Consider the following 21,351-nt stretch of genomic DNA (forward strand, 5'->3'; position numbering starts at 1 on the left):
CTCACTCGCCACACCGATAATCTCGGCTGACTGAGTAAGCATCGCCAGAGGCGTTAAAAAAATATAGGATGTTCACCCAAAATCGGCAAGTGATGCGCTGGTAATTTTCAAATTTATTGCTAACTTTCAGTGTTAGAAGCGCTTGGGTGATTGCGACGATTGTTGGATCCTATGAAAAGGATGCTGACCAATTTTTGTAAATCTATGCCCCTCCTCCCCATCTGGCTTTCCTACAGCCCCCCATGCGCCATATGTGAGTTGATTCTCTCCCCACCGACAGGAGCTGAATCATGTCCGACACTTGCCGTAATCCGTCCGCTGCGCCGTTAGCCGGGGGCTCCGGGGACGGGCCTATCCAGTATATCAATGGCCGGGCCTTCCGGCGGAACAGCCGGGGCACGCCGCGCTGGGTCGATGAGGCGGAGCTGGCGGCGGAGGCGGCCAGGCAGGCCGCTGCCGCTTTGCCAGCGTCTGATCCGGCATCGTCTGACCCGGCTTTGCCCCACGCCGCATCGCCTGACGCCGTATTGTCTGACTCAGCACGGGCTGACACCGTGCGGCCTCCTGCCGCACCGGCTGCTCCTGCATCGGTGGACAGCGCGCCGCCCTGTGGCGCTACGCCGGTTGCCGCGACTCCCCCATCCGACAGCCTGCCGCGCAAGAGCCATCCGGCGGGGCGCGGGTGGATTCCGGTTTCCCGCGATCTCGGCCTGCCGGGGGAAAGCGCAGGGGCGGCGATGGAGCGGTTTGCCGCGGGCGTGCCCTCCGGTGTTCCGATTTCGGATGGAGGGACTTCCGGTGCTGGGACTTCCGATGCAGGGCGATCCGGTGGTGATCCGTTCGGTTTTGCGCCCTCCGGTTTCGGGCCTGCTCCGGGAGAGGGCGATCCGTGGCAGACGGAACAGGGCCGCTCTGGTGCTCCGCTCGATGAGGAAGCGCAGGCGTGGCCCTATGCGGAGCCGGAGCCGCACGGTCACGGCCCGGTGCGATCCGCGCCGCGGCTGCGGCATGATGGCTTTTCCCCTGCGCGGCAGGTGCGGTTTCTCGATCATCTGGCGAGTTCCGGCAATGTCCGCGCGGCCTGTGCCGTGGCGCGGATCTCTGCGGAAACGGCCTATCGCGCGCGGCGGCGTGACGGGCGCTTTGCGAAAGTGTGGGACGCGGCGCTGGTGCTGGCGCGCAGCCATGTGGAGGCAGTGCTGGCCGACCGGGCGCTGAATGGTGTCGAGGAGCCGGTGTTCTATCATGGCGAGGAAGTGGCGCGGCGGCGGCGTTACGATACGCGGCTGCTGCTCGCCCATCTGGCGCGGCTCGATGCGCGCTGTGCGGAACCGCAGGCGCTCTGTGCGGCGGAACGGTTCGACGAAATGCTGGCGGGCGTGGCCGGATGGGACGGCGGCGCGCAAGCCTCGGATGCGGCGGATTTCCACGAGGCGCTTGCCTGTGAAGACGCGGCACGGCGCAAGGAGCTCACGGCGTTCGGGCTGGGTGCGGGGCGCGACGCCTATGCCGAATGGCGCCGCGAATGGGCGGAGCAGGAGGCGCTTGCCGGGGCAGGGCAGGCTGCCGAGCAAGCCTCCGACGAGGAGGCTTGGGATGGGGAGATTTGGGGTGACGAGGCGTGGGAGGGCGAGGCTGGGGATGCGCCTTATGCCGACCCGGCCCAGATGGCCGGGCGAGAGGCCATGCGCGCGGCGGATGCGGCATGGGATGCAAGGACGGCGGCGGCCTGTGCGCTGGTCGATGATCTGGCCGCCAGCGATGACGCGGCGGATCGGGCGGGGGAGGAGGCTGCGGAAGGGGCCGCTGGCGAAACCGAAGATCCGCCGATGGAATTCAAGAGCATGGACGGGCCATCGCCCGACCGGGACGAACCCGATGCGGAACCGGGGGCGGGCGATTGGCCCTGGACCCTGTCACATGTGTCAACTTCGGTTGCCGACGGCCGGACAGGGCAAGGGGGAAGGGAAGAACCGGCGGTTACCTGTACGGCGGGAATGGGGGTGTGGTCAGCCGTCCAGCAGAGTCAGGCTGACTTCGCCATGGCCGGGGCCGATCAGGCCGATCTGGCGTGCGGCGGCCTGCGATACGTCGATCACGCGCCCGCCGCTCCACGGACCGCGATCGTTGATCCGCACGATGACGGACTGGCCGCTTTCCTCATTGGTGACGAGCACGCGGCTGCCGAACGGGAGCGTGCGGTGTGCGGCGGTCAATTCCGAGGGGTCGAACACTTCGCCGCTGGCGGTGCGGCGGCCGGCGAACTTGGGGCCGTACCAGCTTGCCATGCCGGAACCGATTTCCTCCCCGTCGAGCGGGCTGGCGCTGGCGGACTGGACAATCTCGCCGGTCAGGGCATCCGACAGTTTGGAAGTGTCGGCCAAGGCAATATCCTCACCGTTGGCCGAGGAGGAAAGAGCCATCGCCATGATGCCGATCAGCGGCAACAGGCGTGTCTTGCGCGTGGTAAGCAAACTTTCGTTCCTTCGCAGTTGCGGAGGGCGCTATAGCAGCAACCAATGCAGTGCGGGCTTCGGCTGGCCGCAATTTGGCGGCGGCTGACCGGGATTCGACAGGGCCGGATGCGGGGCCGGACTGGGGAAATCGAGTCGTGGCGGCGTCGGCCCTGTGAAGCCCGGGTGCCGGAAATGCGGAACGATTCTCCATTTCCGGTCGTTCAGGGCAAGTGTATTACGCGTGCACGGCCTCTCTCCATGGATGGTGAGTCTGGCCGAGGAGAGACACAATGACGAAGAAGTATTTGCTTGCTTGCCTGACAGTCGGCGGTGCGATGGCGACTGCCTTTTCCGCCGTTCCGGCACTGGCGCAGGACATGGTGCAGCTATCCGCGACGCTGGACGGTGCCTCCGAAACCGCCGGTGGCGATGCCGACGGATCGGGCGCGTTCTTTGCCGAAATCGATCCCGATTCTGGCGATCTCTGCTTCACGCTGACAGTGAAGGACATTGCCGACGTCACGGGAGCCCACGTCCATGTGGGTGCGGCGGGCAGCGATGGCGATGTTGTCACCCCGCTCAACGTGACGGGCGAAGACGGCGATGAATGCGTCGCGCTGCAGCATGACGTGGCGAAGGCGATCGTGGCCGATCCTTCTGGCTACTACGTCAATGTCCACAATGCGGAATATCCGAAGGGCGCCATTCGTGGGCAACTCGGCAAGGCTGCGGATTGATGGAATAGGCGGGAGCTGGCGCGCACATCCCGCTTCCGCCGCCTGATTGCGCGAACGCCAATCCGGTAGTTTGCCGCGCAATACGTGTAACGGACAGACAAATGGGGCCGGCATGAAATGCCGACCCCATTCTCACCGGCTGCTTCCACCGGCGTCAGGCCCCGAAAGGCTGTGTCGCCCGGCGCTCGCGCCGGCAACGGTCCCGTCAGGCGGGTCGGGTTCTGTCCGGGGGACTGTTCCCTTTCCGCCTGGCGGTCCGTGGCCGGACACATTGTGCGGAACCACTTGGTTTCGGGCACCTGACGGTGCCTGTTGCCATTGAATTCCGGCACGGTTTCCGGCCTCCCAGCGGCTGGCCAACTCGCTCTCTTCGGTTCGCCACCACCTCAGCCCGAAGGCGTCGCAGAGGCGTGTTGTCCAAGAGCGCGGGGCCTTGCCGCCGCATCGCTACGGTTATGGAACTTGCCGTGCCCTTTCATCCCTTGCGGTCTGTCCGGAGCGGGTCGGTTCCCCGTCTCGACAGTTGAAAGGTGCGCCTGAACGTTGAGTCGTTCAAGTCCAGTGTCGCCTACTTATCCACTTTGTTCCAATTTGCCAGTGGACAAGAGTGGATAAGTCAACGACTCGGCGTATTTTGCGCAATTATATTACCGATTCCGCTTCGCAAGCAGCCTCAACCGCAGGGCATTGAGCTTGATGAAGCCTTCGGCGTCCTTCTGGTCATAGGCGCCAGCGTCATCTTCAAACGTCACGTGGCGCTCGGAATAGAGGCTGTTCACGCTCTTGCGGCCAACCAGATGGGCGCTGCCCTTGTAGAGTTTGAGGCGGACGGTGCCGGAGACTTTCTCTTGGCTATGGTCGATCGCGGCCTGGAGCATCTCGCGTTCCGGCGAGAACCAGAAGCCGTTATAGATCAGTTCCGCATAGCGCGGCATCAGCTCATCCTTGAGATGCGCTGCACCGCGGTCCAGGGTGATCTGTTCGATCCCGCGATGAGCGACCGCATAAATCGTGCCGCCAGGCGTTTCGTACATGCCCCGGCTCTTCATTCCGACAAACCGGTTTTCAACCAGATCAAGTCGGCCAATGCCGTGTTTGCGGCCTAACTCATTGAGCTCTGCCAGCAACGTGGCCGGGCTCATCGCTTTGCCGTTCAGTGCCGCGCCGTCGCCCTTTTCGAAGTCAACCGTGATGTATTCCGGCTGATCGGGCGCATCTTCAGGATTGACTGTCCGTGAGTAGACATAGTCAGGTGTTTCTTCCCACGGATCTTCCAGCACTTTGCCTTCTGAAGACGTATGCAGCAGGTTTGCGTCTGTGGAGAATGGGCTTTCCCCGCGCTTGTCCTTCGGTACCGGGATCTGGTGCTTTTCCGCCCACGCGATCAGCGCGGTGCGGGAATTGAGATCCCATTCACGCCAGGGTGCAATTACCTTGATGTCAGGGTCGAGTGCATAGGCCGACAGTTCGAAGCGAACCTGATCGTTACCCTTGCCCGTTGCGCCATGGGCAATGGCATCGGCACCGGTTTCACGGGCGATCTCAATCAGCCGCTTGGAAATAAGCGGGCGGGCGATCGATGTACCGAGCAGGTAGTCGCCTTCATAGCGGGCATTGGCGCGGAACATCGGAAAGATGAAATCGCGCACGAATTCTTCGCGCAGATCGTCGATATAAATGTGCTCGGGCTTGATGCCCATAAGCTCGGCCTTCTGGCGTGCCGGTTCCAGTTCTTCGCCCTGGCCAAGGTCCGCCGTGAAGGTCACGACCTCGCAATTATAGTGCACCTGCAGCCATTTCAGGATGACACTGGTGTCAAGGCCACCCGAATAGGCGAGGACAACCCGTTTGATATCGGTCATTCAACTGCTCCGCTGGAATCGCGGCGCGCCTATCAGGGGTTTGTCGTTCCCGCAACCGAAGTTGATGCAAGCAACTGCCGTTCGGCATCGACGAGATAGTCACGAGTCAGCGGCAAGGCGTGACGATTGCGCACATACTGGACCTGATAATTGCACATGCCGCCAGTTTCGAACGCGGCGGTCGACCCGGATAAATAGAATGTCCACATGCGGAAGAAACGCGCATCGTACATGTTTTCTATCGCATCGCTATTGGCCTGGCAGCGGGCGTACCAACTGCGCAAAGTCCTGGCATAATGGAGTCGCAAGGTTTCGACGTCCGTCGGGATCAGCCGGAATTTCTCGCTCGATGAAATCACTTCGCTCAAAGCCGGGATATAGCCGCCGGGAAAAATGTAGCGATCGGTGAAATTATCGGTGCGCCCTGGCTGGCCCATGCGCCCGATGGTGTGGAGCAGCATTACGCCATCATCGGTCAGAAGCCTGGTGACCGCATCGAAGAACGTGTCGAATTGCGGGCGTCCTACATGCTCGAACATCCCAACCGACACGATGCGGTCGAATTGCGCGCCCGAGGTGGCGAGGTTGCGATAATCGACCAATTCGAAACTCGTCCGGCCGGCGACGCCAGCCGCCTCCGCACGTTCCCGCGCCAGTGCGAGCTGTTCCGTGCTGAGCGTGATCCCCGTCACACGGCAATCGAAATGACGCGCGAGGTAAATCGCCATGCCGCCCCAGCCACAGCCGATGTCCAGCACGGAATCGCCGGGTCGGATGGCAAGCTTGGCCGCGATATGGGCGAGCTTGGCCTCTTGCGCTTCGTCGAGCGTCATGTCGGGGCGCGGCCAGTAGGCGCAGCTGTATTGCATGTGCGAAGGATCGAGCATCAACCGATAGAGATCGTTGCCGATGTCGTAGTGGTGCGAGATGTTGGCCCGTGCCTTCGCCTGCTTGTTGGCTTCCTTGAGCTGGGCGAAAACCATGTTGCGGGCGCGCCTGGCGAAGCCGGTCTTGCCCTTGCGCCGTCCTTCGAATGCATTGTTGGCGCCGACCAGAGTGGCCAGCTCCATCACATCGCCTTTTTCGATGACCAGACGGCCATCCATGTAGGCTTCGCCCGTGCCGAGCGACTGGTCGGCAAGTATCTGGCGGGCAACCTGCGGGTCCGCTATGCGGATGCGCACTTCTGGGAAATCGGGGTGAGGTTCTCCGAAACGGACTTCGCGCCCGTCGTGATGGACGACTTCTAGTACGCCCTTCTTGAGGGCTTTGCTCAGCCCCTTGTCTAGCAGCTTGTCGAACATTGCGTACCCTTATCCCCAAATCCCATGGCCCAAGAGGATGCAGGGCAGGCGGTGGTGATGCAACTGTCAGATCCCCGCATACCACTGATATCGGGCTTGATCTTCCCAATATCCTCCTTTGCCTTTGCCGATATTGGCAAGGCTCGACACCGCTTCGATCTTTTGTACATATTTGGCATGTTTGTATCCGAGCTGGCGTTCGATGCGCATTCTCAGCGGGGCTCCGTTCTTGACCGGCAAAGGCACGCCGTTCAAGGTATGTGCGACAATCGTCTGTGGGTGAAATGCGTCGATCAGGTCGATGCTTTCATAGTAGGCGGAACCGGCGAGCTTGTCGGCGCAGTGAAAGACAATGAAGCGCGCTTCGGGCTTGAGCCGGGCCTGTTTCAGAAGATGTGCGAGAGGAGTACCGGTCCATTGGCCGATCGCGCTCCAGCCTTCGACGCAATCGTGACGCGTGATCTGGGTGCGCTGGGGCATCGCCCTGATATCCGCGAGGCTGAGCGAAAGCGGATTTTCGACCAGACCAGTCACGGTCAGTTTCCAGAATTGGAAGCCGGTGTCCACATGATGACGATAAGCAGCGTCAGCGGGGTCGGTCGTGCCGTTGCCGCGAAATTCGGGTGAGATATCCTCGGGGCTGAATTCCCGGGCGAGAGCAGTGCGGCGGCCGAGCAGATTGTGGATGCTCCTGTTCCATCCCTCGACCGCTTCGAGCAGGGATGCCCCCGGTCCCGTCGCTGCCACCTTGGAACAGCCCCCGGCGAACAGGGCGGCCATTCCCGCGAGTACCCCACGCCGTTTCACAGCCTTCCTCCCGTTATCATGTCGCGCAACTGGCGCAGAGGCCCAGAAAGAAGCACCAGCACGACATGCAGGACGAGAAAGCCGAACAGGCCCCAGGCGGCCAGGAAATGGATTGAGCGCGCGCTTTGCCGTCCGCCGAACAGATCGACGATCCACGGCCAGTTGGCATCCATTGCCGGGCTCATCGCCAATCCCGTCAGGATCATCACCGGCAGGAGGACGAAAATCACCATTCCGTAAGCGATTTTCTGGAGGAAATTGAATTTCGCGCCCTGATGGTCGAATTGCAGCCGCAAGTGGGCCAGCACGTCGGCCTTGATCGCGGCCCAGCGCCATTCGCCCGCCCGCGTCGCCAGATCGCGCCGGAAGTGGCCATTGGCCGTAGCGACGACCAGGAACAGCAGCAGGCCGATGACAAACGGCCATGCGGCGAGAAAATGCCACAGGCGCGCCCCGGCAAGGCTGTAATGGCCCGGTATGGTCATCCAGCCGGGGAAGTGCGGAAGGAACAGCCATGCCTGATCCGGTGCGAAACCCCAGTGGCCCCAGTATAGGCGGGGATGGGCATTGGAAATGTTGAGGCCGGACATGAACAGCACGACGAGGCAGGCCAGATTTACCCAGTGCCAGATCCGGGTGGTGAGGGCATGTCGTTTCATGCTGCCCGACGCCTCATTTCGCCCACTGCCTCATGCTGCCGGTACTCTCATGCTTCGAGACCTTCCCGTTCGAGATAGATCACGTCCCGTGACTGCGCCAGCAGGTGCTGCCCGGAATCGACGAACAGCATTTCCCCGCTTGCCAATGCACCGGATGCGAGGAACAGCACGCCTTCCGCGATCTCTTCAGGCCAGGTTCTGCGGCCAAGCAGATTGAGCAGGTGTGAACGATCCGCTTCTTCGGTGGTCTGGTCGTGGCTGGCGAGAATCGCGCCGGGGCACAAGCCATAGATACGGTCCGCCGTATCGCGCGGTGCCATCGCCATCATCGGGATGGTCGATGCCAGGGCGTGCTTGCTCATCGTGTAGGAAAAGAAATCGGGGTTCGGATTGTCGAGCTTCTGATCGAGGATCTGGATCGCCCGCCTGCCGCTGCCTGAGCGTGCGCTCGCCAGAAAGGCCTGCGTCATGAAGGCCGGAGTTTCCGCATTGACGCGCATCGCCTCCGCATGGACGGCAGGGTCGAGCGCATGGACGCTGTCATGCCCGAAGACCGAGGCGTTGTTGACCAGCACCTGCCAGTCATCCAGCCGCGCGGCGAGTTGTTCCACCATTGCCGCCGCCGCAGGGGCATCGGCCAGGTCGCACTGGACGATTTCGGCAGAGGGCAAGGATGCGGCCAGTGTTTCCGCCTCCTCGCGGGAGTGACCGTAATGCACCACCACGTGCCAACCCGCATCGCCAAAGGCCCGGCAAATGGCGGAACCGATCCGCTTCGCGCCGCCGGTGACAAGGACCGCTGGCCTGCTCATTGCCCGAAGTGCCCCCGGTTCCGCCAAAGTTGACACACGTGACAGGGTACTTGGGCAAAACTATCGGGCCCCTTCCGCCAGCCGCTCGCATAGGGCCTGGGGTGTGAAGAGCGGGGAGGAAACGAATACGTCATTGCCCCAATGGAGCACATTTGCCGCCGGTAGGAAAGCACGGGTTGGGGCCCGCCAGCACCGCGGAACCGCTCTGATCGGGGGTGGTCAGGTTTCCGCGTGGCGGGGCTATTCACCCAGCAACTTTCGCGCCCGCGCCTTCCACACGTCGGCCAGAGCCGACAATCCGGCCAGTTCGCGGATCTCGTTGCCGTCGCGGGCGGGTTTGCCGGGCAACAGCAGGCGAAACACCCGCTCAACGCTCCACCCTTCATGTCCGCGCTCGACCAGTTCGAGCGTGTCGCCAGCCTGGACCGAGCCGGGCTCGATCACACGGTAATACCATCCGGACCGTGCGGTCTGAATGATGCGGGCGGTCACGTCCTTGCGTTGGAAACGGTGGTCGATTTTCCAGCAGGGCTGGCGGCCATGGCTTACTTCCACCAGCGCAGTGCCCAGCCGCAACCGGTCGCCGATCCACAGGTCGCTTTCGGTCAGGCCGGTGGTGGAGATATTTTCCCCGAAGCCACCCGGTGAGCCAAGCAAGGGGTGGGGGCCGATTTCTTCCTGCCAGCTGGAGTAATGATCCAACGCGTAGTGGTGGATCGCCTTGTCCGGCCCGCCGTGATTGATCCGGTCGGCCTGCTCGTCGCCTTCGAGGCCCAGAGGGCCGATCCTGACCGGACCTTCGGCGGGGGTCTTGGCAATGGCGCTGGGCTCGTCACCGCGGAATGCGCGCGCCCTGCCTGTCATTACCGGGCCTATCGTTACTGGATTGAGCGGGATTGCATCAAGAGTGGCCATCGTTGCGTTTGCCTGCCTGCCGCCATGCGCATGTTCGCATGGCGGCATGACAGATCAGGCGGCCCTTGGCGAGAGGGCCAGCGCGGTTAGCGGCACTTGAGATCGCCGCGGTCGATTTCGCGGCCGAGCAGACCGCCGCCGAGAGCGCCGAGCAGCGTGCCGATGGTCTTGTCGCCATAACCGGCGATTTCATGGCCGGCGAGGCCGCCTACTGCTGCCCCGATTACGAGGCCGGTCGTGCCGTTGTCGCGGCGGCAGTAATAGCGTCCGTCGCGGCCGCGCCAGATACGGTCGTTACGGCGCATCACGTGCGGTTCGCGGTAACGGCCGCGCGTGTCGTAACGCGAATAGCGGTCACGCCGGTCATAACGATCGTGCCGGTCATGGTCGCGATAGCCATAGGCAGGCGCATGGCGCGGCGGGTCGGCGAGCGCAGGAGCCGCGGGGAGGGCTACTGCGGCGAGAATACTGGCAAGGATGATCTTGCGCATGGATTGGGTCCTTTCATCTGATAATTCCTATAACCCGGTGGGTGGCTTTGCGATCCACAACCCCAGATGAACGGCCCGTTGGGGTTACGCTTCTACGACAAAATGCCCGTCATGCGCGACAAACTGCGACAAAAAACACGGCAGGAAAAACACGGCAGGGCAGGGGGCCGGGACAATGCCCGGCCCGCACAGCCTTACAGCTTTGCAATGGCCTCCTTCGCCGCCGCCAGCGAGGCCGCGCGCGATTCCGGGCCCAGTCCGATCTTTTCCGCGCGGATGAATTCGGCATCGGGAATGCCGATGAAACCGAAGAAATCGCGCAGCAGCGTTTCCTGGTGTTCGGCCGGGCCGTCCATTTCATAGGCGCCGCCGCGCGAGGATGCGATAATCACCCGACGCCCGCCCGCGAGCCCGGTGGGACCATCTTCGGTATAGCCGAACGTCACCCGCGGCACGCCGAGCCGGTCGAGCCAGGCCTTGAGCTGGCTGGGGATGGTGAAATTGTACATCGGCGCCCCGACGATCACCACATCCGCGGCAAGAAACTGGTCGAGCACGGCCCGTTCCTTGGGGAAGGCGGCTTTCATCGCCTCGTCGTGGGCGTCTTCCGGCAGGCGGATCGCGCCGGTCGTCACCGCATCGAGATGCGGCAGCGGATTGGTGCCGAGATCCAGCTCGGTCACAGTCGCATCGGGATACTTCGCCTTGAAGTGATCGGTGATGGCCTGGGTCAGTTCACGGCTGACCGAATTGTCGCCGGTGGTGGCACTGTCGACGCGGAGGATGTTCATCTGGCTTTCTCCAGTTACTGATGATAACTAGGGTCCCTATGGATACTGTTACACGCATTGCGCAAGAAGGCACTTTTTTGTCCGATAGTCACACCGGTGTGCCTGTGGCCTCCGTTTCCGTGGCAGAGGTGCCGGAAGGGGGGCATTCACCGTGCGCCTGCAAGACCGTCACTGAAATCCTTTCGCGGGTGGGTGACAAATGGTCGATGCAGGTGGTGATGAGCCTTGCCGGCGGGACGTTGCGTTTCAATGAATTGCGGCGCGCGATTGATGGCATTTCGCAACGAATGCTGACCCGCACGTTGCGCGGGCTGGAACGGGACGGGCTGGTCGAACGCACGGTGACGCCCAGTGTCCCGCCGCGGGTCGATTATGCGCTGACGGCTCTTGGCCGGTCGCTGCGGCAGCCGGTGGCCGAGCTGGGCCAGTGGGCCCTGCAGAACCGGGAGATGATCGTGACCGCGCGCGAACGGTTCGACGCGGAAGACGATTCCTAACCCAGCGCGGCCTGCTTTTCGGCATAGAGCCGGTCCAGTTCCGCCCGGCTCTTCTTCTCGGCAGCGGTTTTGAGCTGGCCGCAGGCGGCATCGATGTCGCGTCCGCGGGGGGTGCGGACGGGGGCGGAAATACCTGCTTCGAACACGATATTGGAAAAGCGCCTGATCCGGTCGGGATCCGAGCATTCATACGGTGCGCCGGGCCACGGGTTGAACGGGATCAGGTTGACCTTGGCCGGCAGCTTGTAATGCTTGATCAGGCGCACCAGTTCGTGCGCGTCTTCGTCGCTATCGTTCTTGTCCTTCAGCATCACGTATTCGAACGTGATGCGCCGCGCGTTGGATGCGCCGGGATAGGCGGCGCAGGCGGCGAGGAGTTCCTCGATTCCGAACTTGCGGTTTATCGGTACGATGTCGTCGCGCACGTCCTTGGTCACGGCGTGCAGGCTGACCGCCAGATTAACGCCGATCTCTTCCCCGCAGCGTTCCATCATCGGCACCACGCCGCTGGTGGACAGGGTGATGCGCCGTTTCGACAGGGCCAGGCCGTCGCCATCCATGACAAGTTTCAGCGCATCGCGCACATTGTCGAAATTATACAGCGGTTCGCCCATGCCCATCATGACGATGTTGGTCAGCAGGCGCCCATCGGCGGTATATTCCGTTTCCGCCTCGTCATCGGAACCGGCGTCGTCCGAACCGGCATTGTCCGCGAAATCCATCCGTCCTTTGGGCCATTCGCCCAGCGCATCGCGCGCCAGCATGACCTGGCCGACGATTTCACCCGGCGTCAGATTGCGGACCAGCCGCATCGTGCCGGTGTGGCAGAACCGGCAATTGAGCGTGCAGCCGACCTGGCTCGACACGCAGAGCGTGCCGCGATCTGCATCGGGAATGAACACCATTTCGAAATCGTGATTGTCCGCCGTGCGCAGCAGCCACTTGCGCGTGCCATCGGTGGAATGCTGGGCTTCGACCACTTCGGGGCGGCCGATCACGAACCGTTCGGTCAGCCATGGGCGCATGGTTTTCGCAATGTCGGTCATCGCGTCGAACCCGGTGGCACCGCGATGGTAGAGCCAGTGATATACCTGCTTGGCGCGCAGCTTGGCCTGCTTCGCATCCAGCCCCGCTTCGGCAAACAGTTCGGCGATGCGTTTCTTCGGCAGGCCGATCAGATCGATACGGCCATCCTCGCGCGGGGTGATGTCGCGGGGAACGGGAACCGGGTCCGAATGGCCCGGGATCGGCATGAGAGCGGTGTTGGACATGTTGCGGTGCATATAAGGCGCGCTGCGGATAATGGCAAAGCAGGAGTGGCAACCACCCATTCCGGCACCCCGCCACGCCACCGGGCGATGGTTTCCCAGCGGGCCCGCAAAACACGTCGCAGGGCACATTGTTCCGTCTTTCGGACGCGGGGAAAGAACGGCTCGCCGCACGCACTGTTGCAGAAAAACATCAATAAAAACCTTAGGTTATATTCGGGAACTCACTTCCTTTCCCAATCATTTCGAGGGTCCGGACGCCATCAAGGGCGTGTTGAAAAGGACAGAGGACAAGATCATGAAAAACCTCCTTGCAATTGCTGCCGCAGGATCGGCTATTGCTGTCGCTACTCCCGCTTTCGCTCAGGACACGGGCGAGGCGACTTTCACAGGACCGCGGGTCGAGGCGATCCTTGGCTATGAAGTGACCAAGGCGGGCAGTTCGGTGGATGATGACGTCAATGCCGACAACGACGAATCCATCGAAGGCCTGCTGTACGGTGTCGGTGTCGGGTATGATGTCGATCTCGGCGGCGTCGTTGTGGGTGCGGAGGCCGAACTGACGGACTCCACGGCCAAGACCAAGTTCGACGATGGCGATTTCGAAGGCTTCGGCTTCGGCCGGGTCAAGACCAACCGCGATCTCTATGTCGGGGCGCGTGTGGGTGCGAAAATCGCCCCGACCACGCTGCTCTATGCCAAGGGCGGTTATACCAACGCCAAGCTCGACGTTCTCGCCAATGACGGCACCACCGAATATAACGAGGACTTCGATCTCGACGGCTGGCGGGTCGGCGCCGGTGTGGAACAGGCGTTCAGCCGCAACGCCTTTGCCAAGCTGGAATACCGGTATTCCAACTACGAACGGGCCGAAGTCGATTTCGGCGGTGACTTGCCTGACAGCGAGCGGTTTGACGTCGATACGGACCGACACCAGATTGTTGCCAGTGTCGGCTGGCGCTTCTGATCGCTTGCCGATCGGGACTTGAACAATGCAGGCGGGCCGGGGCTTTCCCGGCCCGCTTTCGTATCAGCGCAGTTTGGCGCAGCCGACCGTGGCGGCATCCATCGCGGTGGCGACGCCGGTCAGGCCGTAAGTATTGGAAAAAACCTGTCCACGCGTATCGCGGGCACTGATGGTCATGCTCCCGGCAGATCGCATGGCCGCGACGATCGCCGCATCCATCCGCTGATCCTGTGCCCAGGCGTCGCCCCCGCCGCCCGTCAGTTTGAAGCGTTTGCCGCTGACATTGAGCGTTATCGACGAGGTGGGCGAAAGCTGGCGCGAAAGCCGGAAGTGAAGCTGGTTGCGGATCTGGCGCTTCGGCCAGGTGCCCACGCTGGCATAGGGCTCGTAATCGCGCCGCAACGTGCTCGGCCGTGCCATGGCGATGGCATAGCAGCGTGGGACTGACGCATCGTGGAATGCCCCCCAGCCATCGAACACGCCGAGGCTGTCCTTGGCTGCCAGCGGGCTTGCAATCATGCTTGCGGCCAGCGCGGCGGCAGTCAGTGTCAGGGGAAGGGCGGGCAAACGGATCATCGCGTGCGTCATTGCAGAATTGGCCGCGCTGGGGAAGGAGGCGCGGCGGTTTGGATGGCCGCTATGGGCCAGGACGATTGCGTTCGATTGTTCCGGCACTATGGTCCGCGGCGACAGACAATCATGATCGAGACTTTGCGCATATGACCGACCCGTTGTTCCGCCCCATTGCAATTGGCACGCTGACATTGCCCAATCGTGTCGTCATGGCGCCGATGGGGCAGGGTCAGGCGCCGGGCGGGCAGCCGGATCCGGGCTATGCCGGATTCTATCGCCGCCGGGCGGAAGGCGAAGTGGGCCTTATCATCAGTGGGGCGACGGCGATCGGCCATCCCACGGCTGCTCTGGACGACTATGAACCGCATTTTCATGGCGGGGCGCTGGACGAATGGGCGCGGATCGTCCGCGAGGTGCACGAGGCGGGCGGACGCATCGTGCCTCAGCTCGGCCATGCTGGCCTGCAGGGCATTGCGGCTGCCGCGCCTGCCTGGCCCGGCATCGGCCCTTCCGGAATCTGGCTCCCCGGGGCGCAGGCCGGTATGCCTGCCGGGCCCGAGCGCGCCGACGGCCATGCGATGACGCTGGACGACATCGACGAAGTCATCGCCGCTTTCGTCCGCGCAGCGCGGGATGCGCAGGCGCTTGGTTTCGACGGGATCGAGGTCCACGCCGCCCACGGCTTTCTGATCGACCAGTTCCTGTGGACCCGCACCAACCGTCGGGCCGACGCCTACGGCGGTGAAAGGGCGCGCTTTGCAGCGGAAATCGTTGCCGCCTGCCGTGCGGCGACCGGGCCGGATTTCCCGATCCTCATGCGTCTCTCGCAGTTCAAGATGACGGACTACGACGCGACGCTGGCTGACGATCCCGCCGGGCTGGAAGCCTTGCTCGCGCCGATTGCGGATGCGGGGGTTGATCTGTTCGACTGTTCGCAGCGCCGCTTCTGGCGCGCCGAGTTCGCGGGCAGCCCGCTCAACTTCGCGGGTTGGGCCAAAAAGCTGACTGGTCGCCCGACAATCGGCGGTGGCGGGATCGGGCTGGAAAAGACCGCGCTCGAATATGGCGACGACGGAATCTATGCCCGTCAGGCCGAAGCCGAAACCAGCCATCTGGAAGAGCTTCGCGCCCGGCTCGACCGGGGGGAATTCGATCTCGTTTCGCTCGGTCGGGCAATTCTCGGCGATCCGGCATGGGCGCGCAAGGTGCGCGATGGTGCCGCAGGAACGCTCCAGCCCTATCGGCCGGAGCTCCTCGGCACCCTTGCGTGAGCCTGCTCAGGCCTTCAGTTTGGCCGGGGCGCCGGGACGTCCGGCGTGATAGTAGCCGACCGACCAGCCGCCATCGACGGCCAGTTCGGCGCCGGTGATGTAGGACGCCTTGTCGGAGCACAGGAACACGCTGGCTGCCGCGATTTCTCCCGGCTCTCCGATGCGCTGCAGCGGAACGCGGCCGTAGGGCGCATCGCGTTCTTCACCGACATCGCCGGAGGGATTGCCCATCGCCGTATCGACGCCGCCGGGGTGGACGGAGTTCACCCGCACGCCGTGCGGCCCGAATTCCATCGCCGCGCTTTTGGTCAGGCCGCGCAGCGCCCATTTCGAGCTGGAATAGAGGCCGACCATGTTGACGCCCCGCAGGCCGTCGAGCGATGAAATATTGACGATTGCGCCTTTGCCGGCCTCGCGCATGACCTTGCCGACATTGCGCAGGCTCAGCAGCGGGCCCTTGACGTTCACGCCATAGACGCGGTCGAATTCTTCGGGTGCGACTTCTTCCAGAATGCCGAAGGCGAGAACGCCCGCATTGTTCACCAGAGCATCGATCCGGCCGTGAGTGGCCATGATCTCGGCAACCAGCGCCGCCCATTCGGCGTCCTGCGATACGTCGAGCTTGCGGAATTCCACCTTGGGGCCGAGTTCGTCGGCCAGCGCCTTGCCTTCCGCTTCCAGCACGTCGCAGGCATAGACCTTTTCCGCACCTTCGGCGATCATCTCGCGCACGGTTGCCGCGCCCATGCCGCGTGCGCCGCCGGTGACGATCGCGATCTTGCCTTCCATCATTCCGCCCATCTTCTCTACTCGCTTGTTGGTTTGAAGTTTGCTGCGCATTTACCGGATCACTCCAGTGATACCAGCAAAAATGCGTTGCATGGGCCGTGTGCGAGCGCCGATTATTCGAGTGTCGATATGCGTTCGGCGAACAGCCATCCGGCTTCGGTGCGGCGGAAGGTATCGGTATAGAGACCGGTCAGCAGAATGGCCGGGTCCTGTGTCCCTGTGCGAACATAGATCCAGTATGACCAGCTACGTGCGGTATCGCCATCGACCTCCACCATCGTGGTTGTGATGATGTGGCGGGTCGCAGAGCCGGGACCGGCAGAACCGGCGGCGCGCCTGCCGCGAACTCCTTCCATGATGGCTTCCGGGCCAACCGCGATATCGCCGCCCGGCATGATCCAGCGCGTGTCCGGCGCCAGCATCGGGGCATAATCCTCTACCGCGCCCCGATCGACCGTGTGTGCCATCCGGGCAATCAGATTCCTGATCGCGAGTTCCGCGCCCACGTCCGTTTCCATTGTCATGTTACTCTCCCGCAAGGTCGCAATATGCGATCACATCGTTGTCTGTGGCGATGAAAAGCCCATCCTGCATCGCTTCGGGCTGTTGCTGCGCAATCCGCACGGCTTCTTCCAGCGGGCCGTAAAACAATGTCGTCACTGCGCCGCCTTCGCTGGCCCCGTCGAGGTGATAGAGCCGTACTGTCGCGTTGCCGTAAGTCGTGCGCATCAGGCGTCGCTCTCGCGCTTCTTGCTGTCGAGTTCGCGCGCGGACCGTTCGGATTCCATCTTTCGGGCCTGCCGTTCACCCTTGGTCTGGCCGTGTTTGGCGCGATTGGCCTGCGCTTTCCTGTCCTTGTCGGCCCGTTCTTTCGCCTTGCGGGCCATACGCAGATTGACGATTTCGGCCATCGGGCGCTCCTTTACGGGATCAAGGAAATGCAACTGGCCCGGTGGTTGCAGGCCCGTGTTGCGTTGTCCAGCGATGTCTTGTGCGGATGTGTCGGCTGGAGCCGTCCGATGACTGGAAAGCAAAGGCTCAGGGATAGCTGATTGCGATCACTTCCCATTCCTTTTCGCCGCCCGGCAGGCGGACATTGCGCAAGTCGCCAATCGCCGCGCCGCGCAAGGCGCGGGCCATCGGGCTGCTCCAGCCGATGCGACCGGCGCTGGCATCCTGTTCATCGTCTCCGACCAGTGTGACCGTGCGGTGATCATCATCCTCGTCGGCGATCGTCACGGTTGCGCCGAACCAGGCGCACGACTTGTCCGTATGCTGGCTTGGGTCGACGACACGCGCGGCTTTCATCCGTCGGGCGAGGTGGGCCAGTTCGCGGTCGATTTCGCGCATGCGCTTGCGGCCATAGAGGTAGTCGCCATTTTCGCTGCGGTCGCCGTTGCCTGCCGCCCAACTGACGATTTCAACGATTTCCGGCCGCTCCGTCCCCAACAGGTGATCGTAGCGGGCCTTCATCGCGGCCAGACCCGCCGGTGTGATCGGGTTGCCGGGGACTCTCTGTGCGGTCGCCATCGGTGTCAGCCGGGGCTGTTCTTGCCAAGGAACCAGCTGATCGACTTCGGCCCGCCATATCCGGCCTTGTCGGGGTTCATGTGCTGATAGACCACGGCGTTTTCCAGCACCCGCTGAACATAGTTCTTGGTTTCGAAGATCGGAATCCGTTCGATCCAGTCGACCCAGCCGACCCCACCGCTGCGGGGATCGCCATTGCGGGCGAGCCATTTGTTCACATTGCCGGGCCCGGCATTGTAGGCCGCAACCGCCAGCGGATAGCTGCCGCCGTAATAGTTGAGCATGCGGGTGAAATACCCGTCGCCGAGCCGCATGTTGTAGCCTGCGTCGTCGATCAGCGACGCGCTCATATATGTCATGCCGAGTTTCCCGGCCTGTTCGCGCGCGGTACCGGGCATGAGCTGCATCAGGCCGCGCGCGCCGGCATGGCTGATGGCGTTCTGGGCAAACTGGCTTTCCTGCCGGGTAATGGCGTGGACCATGGTCCAGTTCGATCCCGGCGGTGAGGGCAGAGTGGGGAAGGAAGCGGCGTGGAAATCGCCGTATCCGTGTTCCTGCGCCTTCTCCCCGTTGATGACGGCAAGATCGCGCCGCCCCAGGCTTTCCGCCAGTTCGTGCACCAGTACGTGTTCGCCTTCGGTCTCTGCCCGGTCGGCAATTTCGCGGAAGAACCGCACGGTGACGCTCCACGGAGCCTCGCGCGCGGCTTCCCGCACGGCGGCGGTCAGGGGTTTGGCATAGAAGGCGGCGCGTTCATCTCTCGACGGGACGGCGGCGGGATCGCGCTTGAGATTGGGAATCGGGCGGCCCAGCCGTTCCAGGGCCAGCATGCCATAGAATTGATCCGGATAGTCCGCCGCCATGGCGAAATAGCGTTGCGCCTCCCGGCTGTCGCCTGCCCGGTCCGAGGCGAGGCCAGCCCAGTAGAATCCCTTCGACCGGGTTTGCGGCGTGCGGGCGGCTGCGCCGTACTGATAGAACAGCGGTGCGGCGGCATCGGCGTCGCCCAGATCCCACAGGGCGCTGGTTCCACCCAGCCACATCAGCGATGTGTAATCGTCGCGCAGCCCGTAACCCAAGGTGCTGATGTCCGTGCCGGGATCGAACGCATCGATTGCCGAGGCGGCTATGCGTTGCGCGGCCCGCGACCCGCCGGAACGGGCATTGACGAGCAATTCCTCGATCCATTCGTCGGCATGGACCGGGCGGCTGGCGAGGGGCGGCCGCATGGCGAGCAGGTTGACCGCGTCGGCGGCCCGCCCGCTTTTTCGCATTTGCCGCACGATATTATAGACGTACCCCGGATCGCTCAGGGCATTGCCGGGGGTGGGGATGCCCAGTGCGGCAGGGTCGCTGCCTTGTGCGGCGGACATGCGGGCCATGAACACGGTGCGGCTGGCCGGGGACACGTAGGAAAACTGGCGCGTCGCGGCGCTGGCATCGCGATCCCACAACAGGGCGTCCATCCGCGCGTCGTGGTCATCCTGAGTGAAGCTGCGTCCGAAGAGGGAGAACAGCGTCGCCTCGGCTGTCGCGCTCATGCTTCCGCCGCGCCATGCCTCGCGGGCCCATTGTTCTGCCTGCGGGCGGCCAAGAACGGAAAGGGCCAGCGCATATTGCGCCTTGGCCGGATTGGTCAGCGGGGGAAAGCGGTCGAAATAGGCCACCACGCGTTCCGCCGGGATCGCTTCCTGAACAAGTTTGGCTTCGGCATATCCGCGCAATCGCGATTCCATCGGGAAACCGGGATAAGTGAGCAGGAAACCGGCATAATCGTCGAAACTGAACTGGGTGGATGCCGTCAGTCTCTGCCAGCGGTCGATTGCAGCGGTCATCGGGCCCGGCTGGCTGGCGACAAGCGAGGCGCGCGCCTGATCCCAGGACTCGGAATCACGGGCGGCGAGCGGGACGGAGGCTGTCGAAACAGGCGCAAGAAGCAGCGATGCGATCATTGGAATGCGGACCATGCTGGACATTCTGGCCTTTGCCTCCTTATCAGGCGCTGAACAAACCCACCCCAAGGTGCTTCCAACGTGGAAGATTCGCCACCATATTGGGGCAAATGCAGGGGCGAAGTCCATGTTTTCCGGTTCCATTCCGGCCTTGGTTACACCTTTTCGCGATGGAGCGTTCGACGAGGACGCCTTTCGCCGTCTCGTCGACTGGCAGATAGACAACGGTTCCACCGGACTGGTGCCATGCGGCACGACCGGAGAAGCTTCGACGCTGACCAATGACGAACATCATCGGGTGATTCAGGTTTGCGTAGAACAGGCCGCAGGCCGGGTGCCCGTGATTGCCGGGTGCGGATCGAACGATACCCGGACGGCCCTGATGCACATGCAACATTCCAAGGCGTTCGGTGCGGACGCGGCGCTGGTCGTCGCACCGTATTACAACCGGCCGAATCAGGAAGGATTGATTGCGCATTTTTCCCATCTGGCCGAAAACGGCGGCCTGCCGATCGTGATGTACAACGTGCCGGGGCGGACGGTGACGGATATCGCCCCTGAAACGGTGGTGGAGCTGGCGCGCCGCTATCCCGACAAGATCATCGGCATCAAGGATGCGAGCGGGGATCTGTCACGCGTGACGGATCATCGCCGGGGTATCTCGGCCGGGTTCTGCCAGCTTTCGGGCGACGATGAATTGTGGCTTCCGCATAGCGCGGCCGGTGGCGTGGGCTGCATTTCCGTGACGGCCAATGTCGCGCCGGGGCTGTGCGCGCAGTTCCAGGCGGCCATTGCCAGCAACGACGTCGCGCGGGCGCGGGAATTGAATGACCGGCTCTATCCGCTTCATTACGCGATGTTCGAAGATGCCTCGCCCGGCCCGGTAAAGTATGCGCTGACCCGTGTGCACAACTGGCTGACGGAAGATTTGCGGCTGCCGCTGACACCGTGCAACGCCGGTGCGCGCAAGGCGGTTGACGAGGCACTGGAGCACGCCGGGCTGGCCTGATCCCGCCCAGTCCGGTTGCGCGGACGGGGCAGGCCCCCTCCGGCTTTGCAATTGCGGCGCAAATCCCTACATGGCCACGCACCATGGCTCGTCCGAAACCTTCCACGTTCGACAAGAAGAAAACCGTCGCGGAAAATCGCCGCGCGCGGTTCGACTATCATATCGATGAAACTTTCGAGGCGGGCATTGCGCTGACCGGCACGGAAGTGAAATCACTGCGTTTCGGGGAAGGCTCGATTGCCGAATCCTATGCCGAGATAAAGGGCGGCGAAGCGTGGCTGATCAATTCCAACGTGCCGGAATTCAGCCACGGCAATCGCTACAATCATGAGCCGAAGCGGCCACGCAAGCTGCTGTTGCACGAGCGGGAAATCGCTCGCCTGCAAGGCGCGGTGGAACGCAAGGGCATGACGCTGGTGCCGCTGTCGATCTATTTCAATTCGCGCGGCCGGGCGAAAGTCGAACTGGCTCTCGCCAAGGGTAAGCAGGCACATGACAAGCGCGCGAGCATCAAGGAACGCGACTGGAAGCGGGACAAGGCCCGGCTGATGCGTGAAGGTAACTGATTCGCGCCGGTCGGGACGGTTAATTGCACGATTGGCCGTGCGCCTGATCATCCCCGGTGAATTGGTGCTTGCCGATTGCCTTGCGCCCGGCAAAG

General features: G+C 63.0%; 23 protein-coding genes. 6 read left to right on the top strand and 17 right to left on the bottom strand.

Going from position 1 to position 21,351, the window contains the following annotated elements; genetic code table 11:
• Positions 1-2,009 precede the first annotated feature (2,009 nt).
• Positions 2,010-2,429 (bottom strand): septal ring lytic transglycosylase RlpA family protein, encoded by a 420-nt coding sequence (locus MB02_RS17485; protein ID WP_170304743.1) that lies wholly within the window; start codon positions 2,427-2,429, stop codon positions 2,010-2,012.
• 317 nt (positions 2,430-2,746) lie between these two features.
• Between MB02_RS17485 and MB02_RS12650 the strand changes: the two genes are divergently transcribed.
• Positions 2,747-3,193 carry a CHRD domain-containing protein gene (locus MB02_RS12650; RefSeq protein WP_067538119.1) on the top strand — a complete coding sequence of 149 codons (447 nt, stop codon included), beginning with the start codon at positions 2,747-2,749 and terminating at the stop codon, positions 3,191-3,193.
• 647 nt (positions 3,194-3,840) lie between these two features.
• Here MB02_RS12650 and MB02_RS12655 read toward each other — a convergent pair.
• The 8 genes from MB02_RS12655 to MB02_RS12690 all read right to left on the bottom strand — a co-directional run bounded on the left by MB02_RS12655 (position 3,841) and on the right by MB02_RS12690 (position 10,834).
• A complete protein-coding gene (locus MB02_RS12655) occupies positions 3,841-5,055 on the bottom strand; it encodes an argininosuccinate synthase (RefSeq protein ID WP_067538123.1) in 1,215 nt (404 codons plus the stop codon).
• 32 nt (positions 5,056-5,087) lie between these two features.
• Positions 5,088-6,359, bottom strand: coding sequence for an SAM-dependent methyltransferase (locus MB02_RS12660; RefSeq protein ID WP_067538128.1), 1,272 nt, complete (start codon positions 6,357-6,359; stop codon positions 5,088-5,090).
• 66 nt (positions 6,360-6,425) lie between these two features.
• Positions 6,426-7,166 (bottom strand): molybdopterin-binding protein, encoded by a 741-nt coding sequence (locus MB02_RS12665; RefSeq protein WP_235829512.1) that lies wholly within the window; start codon positions 7,164-7,166, stop codon positions 6,426-6,428.
• Positions 7,163-7,825, bottom strand: a complete 663-nt coding sequence (locus MB02_RS12670; RefSeq protein ID WP_067538132.1) for a cytochrome b/b6 domain-containing protein — start codon at positions 7,823-7,825, stop codon at positions 7,163-7,165. The genes MB02_RS12665 and MB02_RS12670 overlap by 4 nt, the downstream gene beginning before the upstream one ends.
• Before the next feature lie 47 nt (positions 7,826-7,872).
• Positions 7,873-8,637 carry an SDR family oxidoreductase gene (locus MB02_RS12675; RefSeq protein ID WP_067538135.1) on the bottom strand — a complete coding sequence of 255 codons (765 nt, stop codon included), beginning with the start codon at positions 8,635-8,637 and terminating at the stop codon, positions 7,873-7,875.
• 240 nt (positions 8,638-8,877) lie between these two features.
• A complete protein-coding gene (locus tag MB02_RS12680) occupies positions 8,878-9,552 on the bottom strand; it encodes an MOSC domain-containing protein (protein WP_067538703.1) in 675 nt (224 codons plus the stop codon).
• An 86-nt stretch (positions 9,553-9,638) separates the two neighbouring features.
• The gene (locus tag MB02_RS12685) at positions 9,639-10,043 is read right to left on the bottom strand and encodes a glycine zipper 2TM domain-containing protein (protein ID WP_067538140.1); all 405 of its coding nucleotides are present in this window, start codon (positions 10,041-10,043) and stop codon (positions 9,639-9,641) included.
• A gap of 194 nt (positions 10,044-10,237) precedes the next feature.
• Positions 10,238-10,834 carry an FMN-dependent NADH-azoreductase gene (locus MB02_RS12690; RefSeq protein WP_067538143.1) on the bottom strand — a complete coding sequence of 199 codons (597 nt, stop codon included), beginning with the start codon at positions 10,832-10,834 and terminating at the stop codon, positions 10,238-10,240.
• Positions 10,835-10,872: 38 nt separating this feature from the next.
• Here MB02_RS12690 and MB02_RS12695 point away from each other — a divergent pair, with 38 nt between their 5' ends.
• On the top strand, positions 10,873-11,331 hold the full coding sequence (locus MB02_RS12695; RefSeq protein ID WP_067538145.1) for a winged helix-turn-helix transcriptional regulator: 459 nt from the start codon (positions 10,873-10,875) through the stop codon (positions 11,329-11,331).
• Here the strand turns inward: MB02_RS12695 and rlmN are convergent.
• The gene (rlmN, locus tag MB02_RS12700) at positions 11,328-12,602 is read right to left on the bottom strand and encodes a 23S rRNA (adenine(2503)-C(2))-methyltransferase RlmN (RefSeq protein WP_067538706.1); all 1,275 of its coding nucleotides are present in this window, start codon (positions 12,600-12,602) and stop codon (positions 11,328-11,330) included. The genes MB02_RS12695 and rlmN overlap by 4 nt on opposite strands.
• Positions 12,603-12,897: 295 nt before the next feature.
• Between rlmN and MB02_RS12705 the strand changes: the two genes are divergently transcribed.
• On the top strand, positions 12,898-13,566 hold the full coding sequence (locus tag MB02_RS12705) for an outer membrane protein (protein ID WP_067538710.1): 669 nt from the start codon (positions 12,898-12,900) through the stop codon (positions 13,564-13,566).
• Positions 13,567-13,629: 63 nt separating this feature from the next.
• Here MB02_RS12705 and MB02_RS12710 read toward each other — a convergent pair whose 3' ends face one another.
• Positions 13,630-14,142 (bottom strand): invasion associated locus B family protein, encoded by a 513-nt coding sequence (locus tag MB02_RS12710; RefSeq protein WP_067538713.1) that lies wholly within the window; start codon positions 14,140-14,142, stop codon positions 13,630-13,632.
• A 143-nt stretch (positions 14,143-14,285) separates the two neighbouring features.
• On the opposite strand from MB02_RS12710, the gene MB02_RS12715 reads away from it, so the two are divergent.
• Complete coding sequence (locus MB02_RS12715; protein WP_067538148.1) at positions 14,286-15,410, top strand: oxidoreductase; 1,125 nt, start codon at positions 14,286-14,288, stop codon at positions 15,408-15,410.
• 6 nt (positions 15,411-15,416) lie between these two features.
• Here MB02_RS12715 and MB02_RS12720 read toward each other — a convergent pair whose 3' ends face one another.
• The 6 genes from MB02_RS12720 to MB02_RS12745 all read right to left on the bottom strand — a co-directional run bounded on the left by MB02_RS12720 (position 15,417) and on the right by MB02_RS12745 (position 19,705).
• Entirely contained in the window at positions 15,417-16,250 is an 834-nt protein-coding gene (locus MB02_RS12720) for an SDR family NAD(P)-dependent oxidoreductase (protein WP_235829513.1), read from the bottom strand.
• Positions 16,251-16,312: 62 nt separating this feature from the next.
• The gene (locus MB02_RS12725) at positions 16,313-16,723 is read right to left on the bottom strand and encodes a nuclear transport factor 2 family protein (protein WP_067538158.1); all 411 of its coding nucleotides are present in this window, start codon (positions 16,721-16,723) and stop codon (positions 16,313-16,315) included.
• Position 16,724: 1 nt separating this feature from the next.
• On the bottom strand, positions 16,725-16,928 hold the full coding sequence (locus tag MB02_RS12730) for a hypothetical protein (RefSeq protein WP_067538161.1): 204 nt from the start codon (positions 16,926-16,928) through the stop codon (positions 16,725-16,727).
• On the bottom strand, positions 16,928-17,110 hold the full coding sequence (locus MB02_RS12735) for a DUF4169 family protein (RefSeq protein ID WP_067538164.1): 183 nt from the start codon (positions 17,108-17,110) through the stop codon (positions 16,928-16,930). Before MB02_RS12735 ends, MB02_RS12730 begins: the two co-directional genes overlap by 1 nt.
• Positions 17,111-17,237: 127 nt before the next feature.
• Entirely contained in the window at positions 17,238-17,729 is a 492-nt protein-coding gene (locus MB02_RS12740) for a GreA/GreB family elongation factor (protein ID WP_067538169.1), read from the bottom strand.
• Between the two features lie 5 nt (positions 17,730-17,734).
• Entirely contained in the window at positions 17,735-19,705 is a 1,971-nt protein-coding gene (locus MB02_RS12745) for a lytic transglycosylase domain-containing protein (RefSeq protein WP_067538173.1), read from the bottom strand.
• A gap of 103 nt (positions 19,706-19,808) precedes the next feature.
• Between MB02_RS12745 and dapA the strand changes: the two genes are divergently transcribed.
• Complete coding sequence (gene dapA / locus MB02_RS12750) at positions 19,809-20,690, top strand: 4-hydroxy-tetrahydrodipicolinate synthase (protein ID WP_067538179.1); 882 nt, start codon at positions 19,809-19,811, stop codon at positions 20,688-20,690.
• Positions 20,691-20,773: 83 nt separating this feature from the next.
• Positions 20,774-21,256, top strand: a complete 483-nt coding sequence (smpB, locus tag MB02_RS12755; RefSeq protein ID WP_067538182.1) for an SsrA-binding protein SmpB — start codon at positions 20,774-20,776, stop codon at positions 21,254-21,256.
• Positions 21,257-21,351: the final 95 nt, after the last annotated feature.

Source organism: Croceicoccus estronivorus (genome assembly GCF_001625325.1).
GTDB lineage: Bacteria > Pseudomonadota > Alphaproteobacteria > Sphingomonadales > Sphingomonadaceae > Caenibius > Caenibius estronivorus.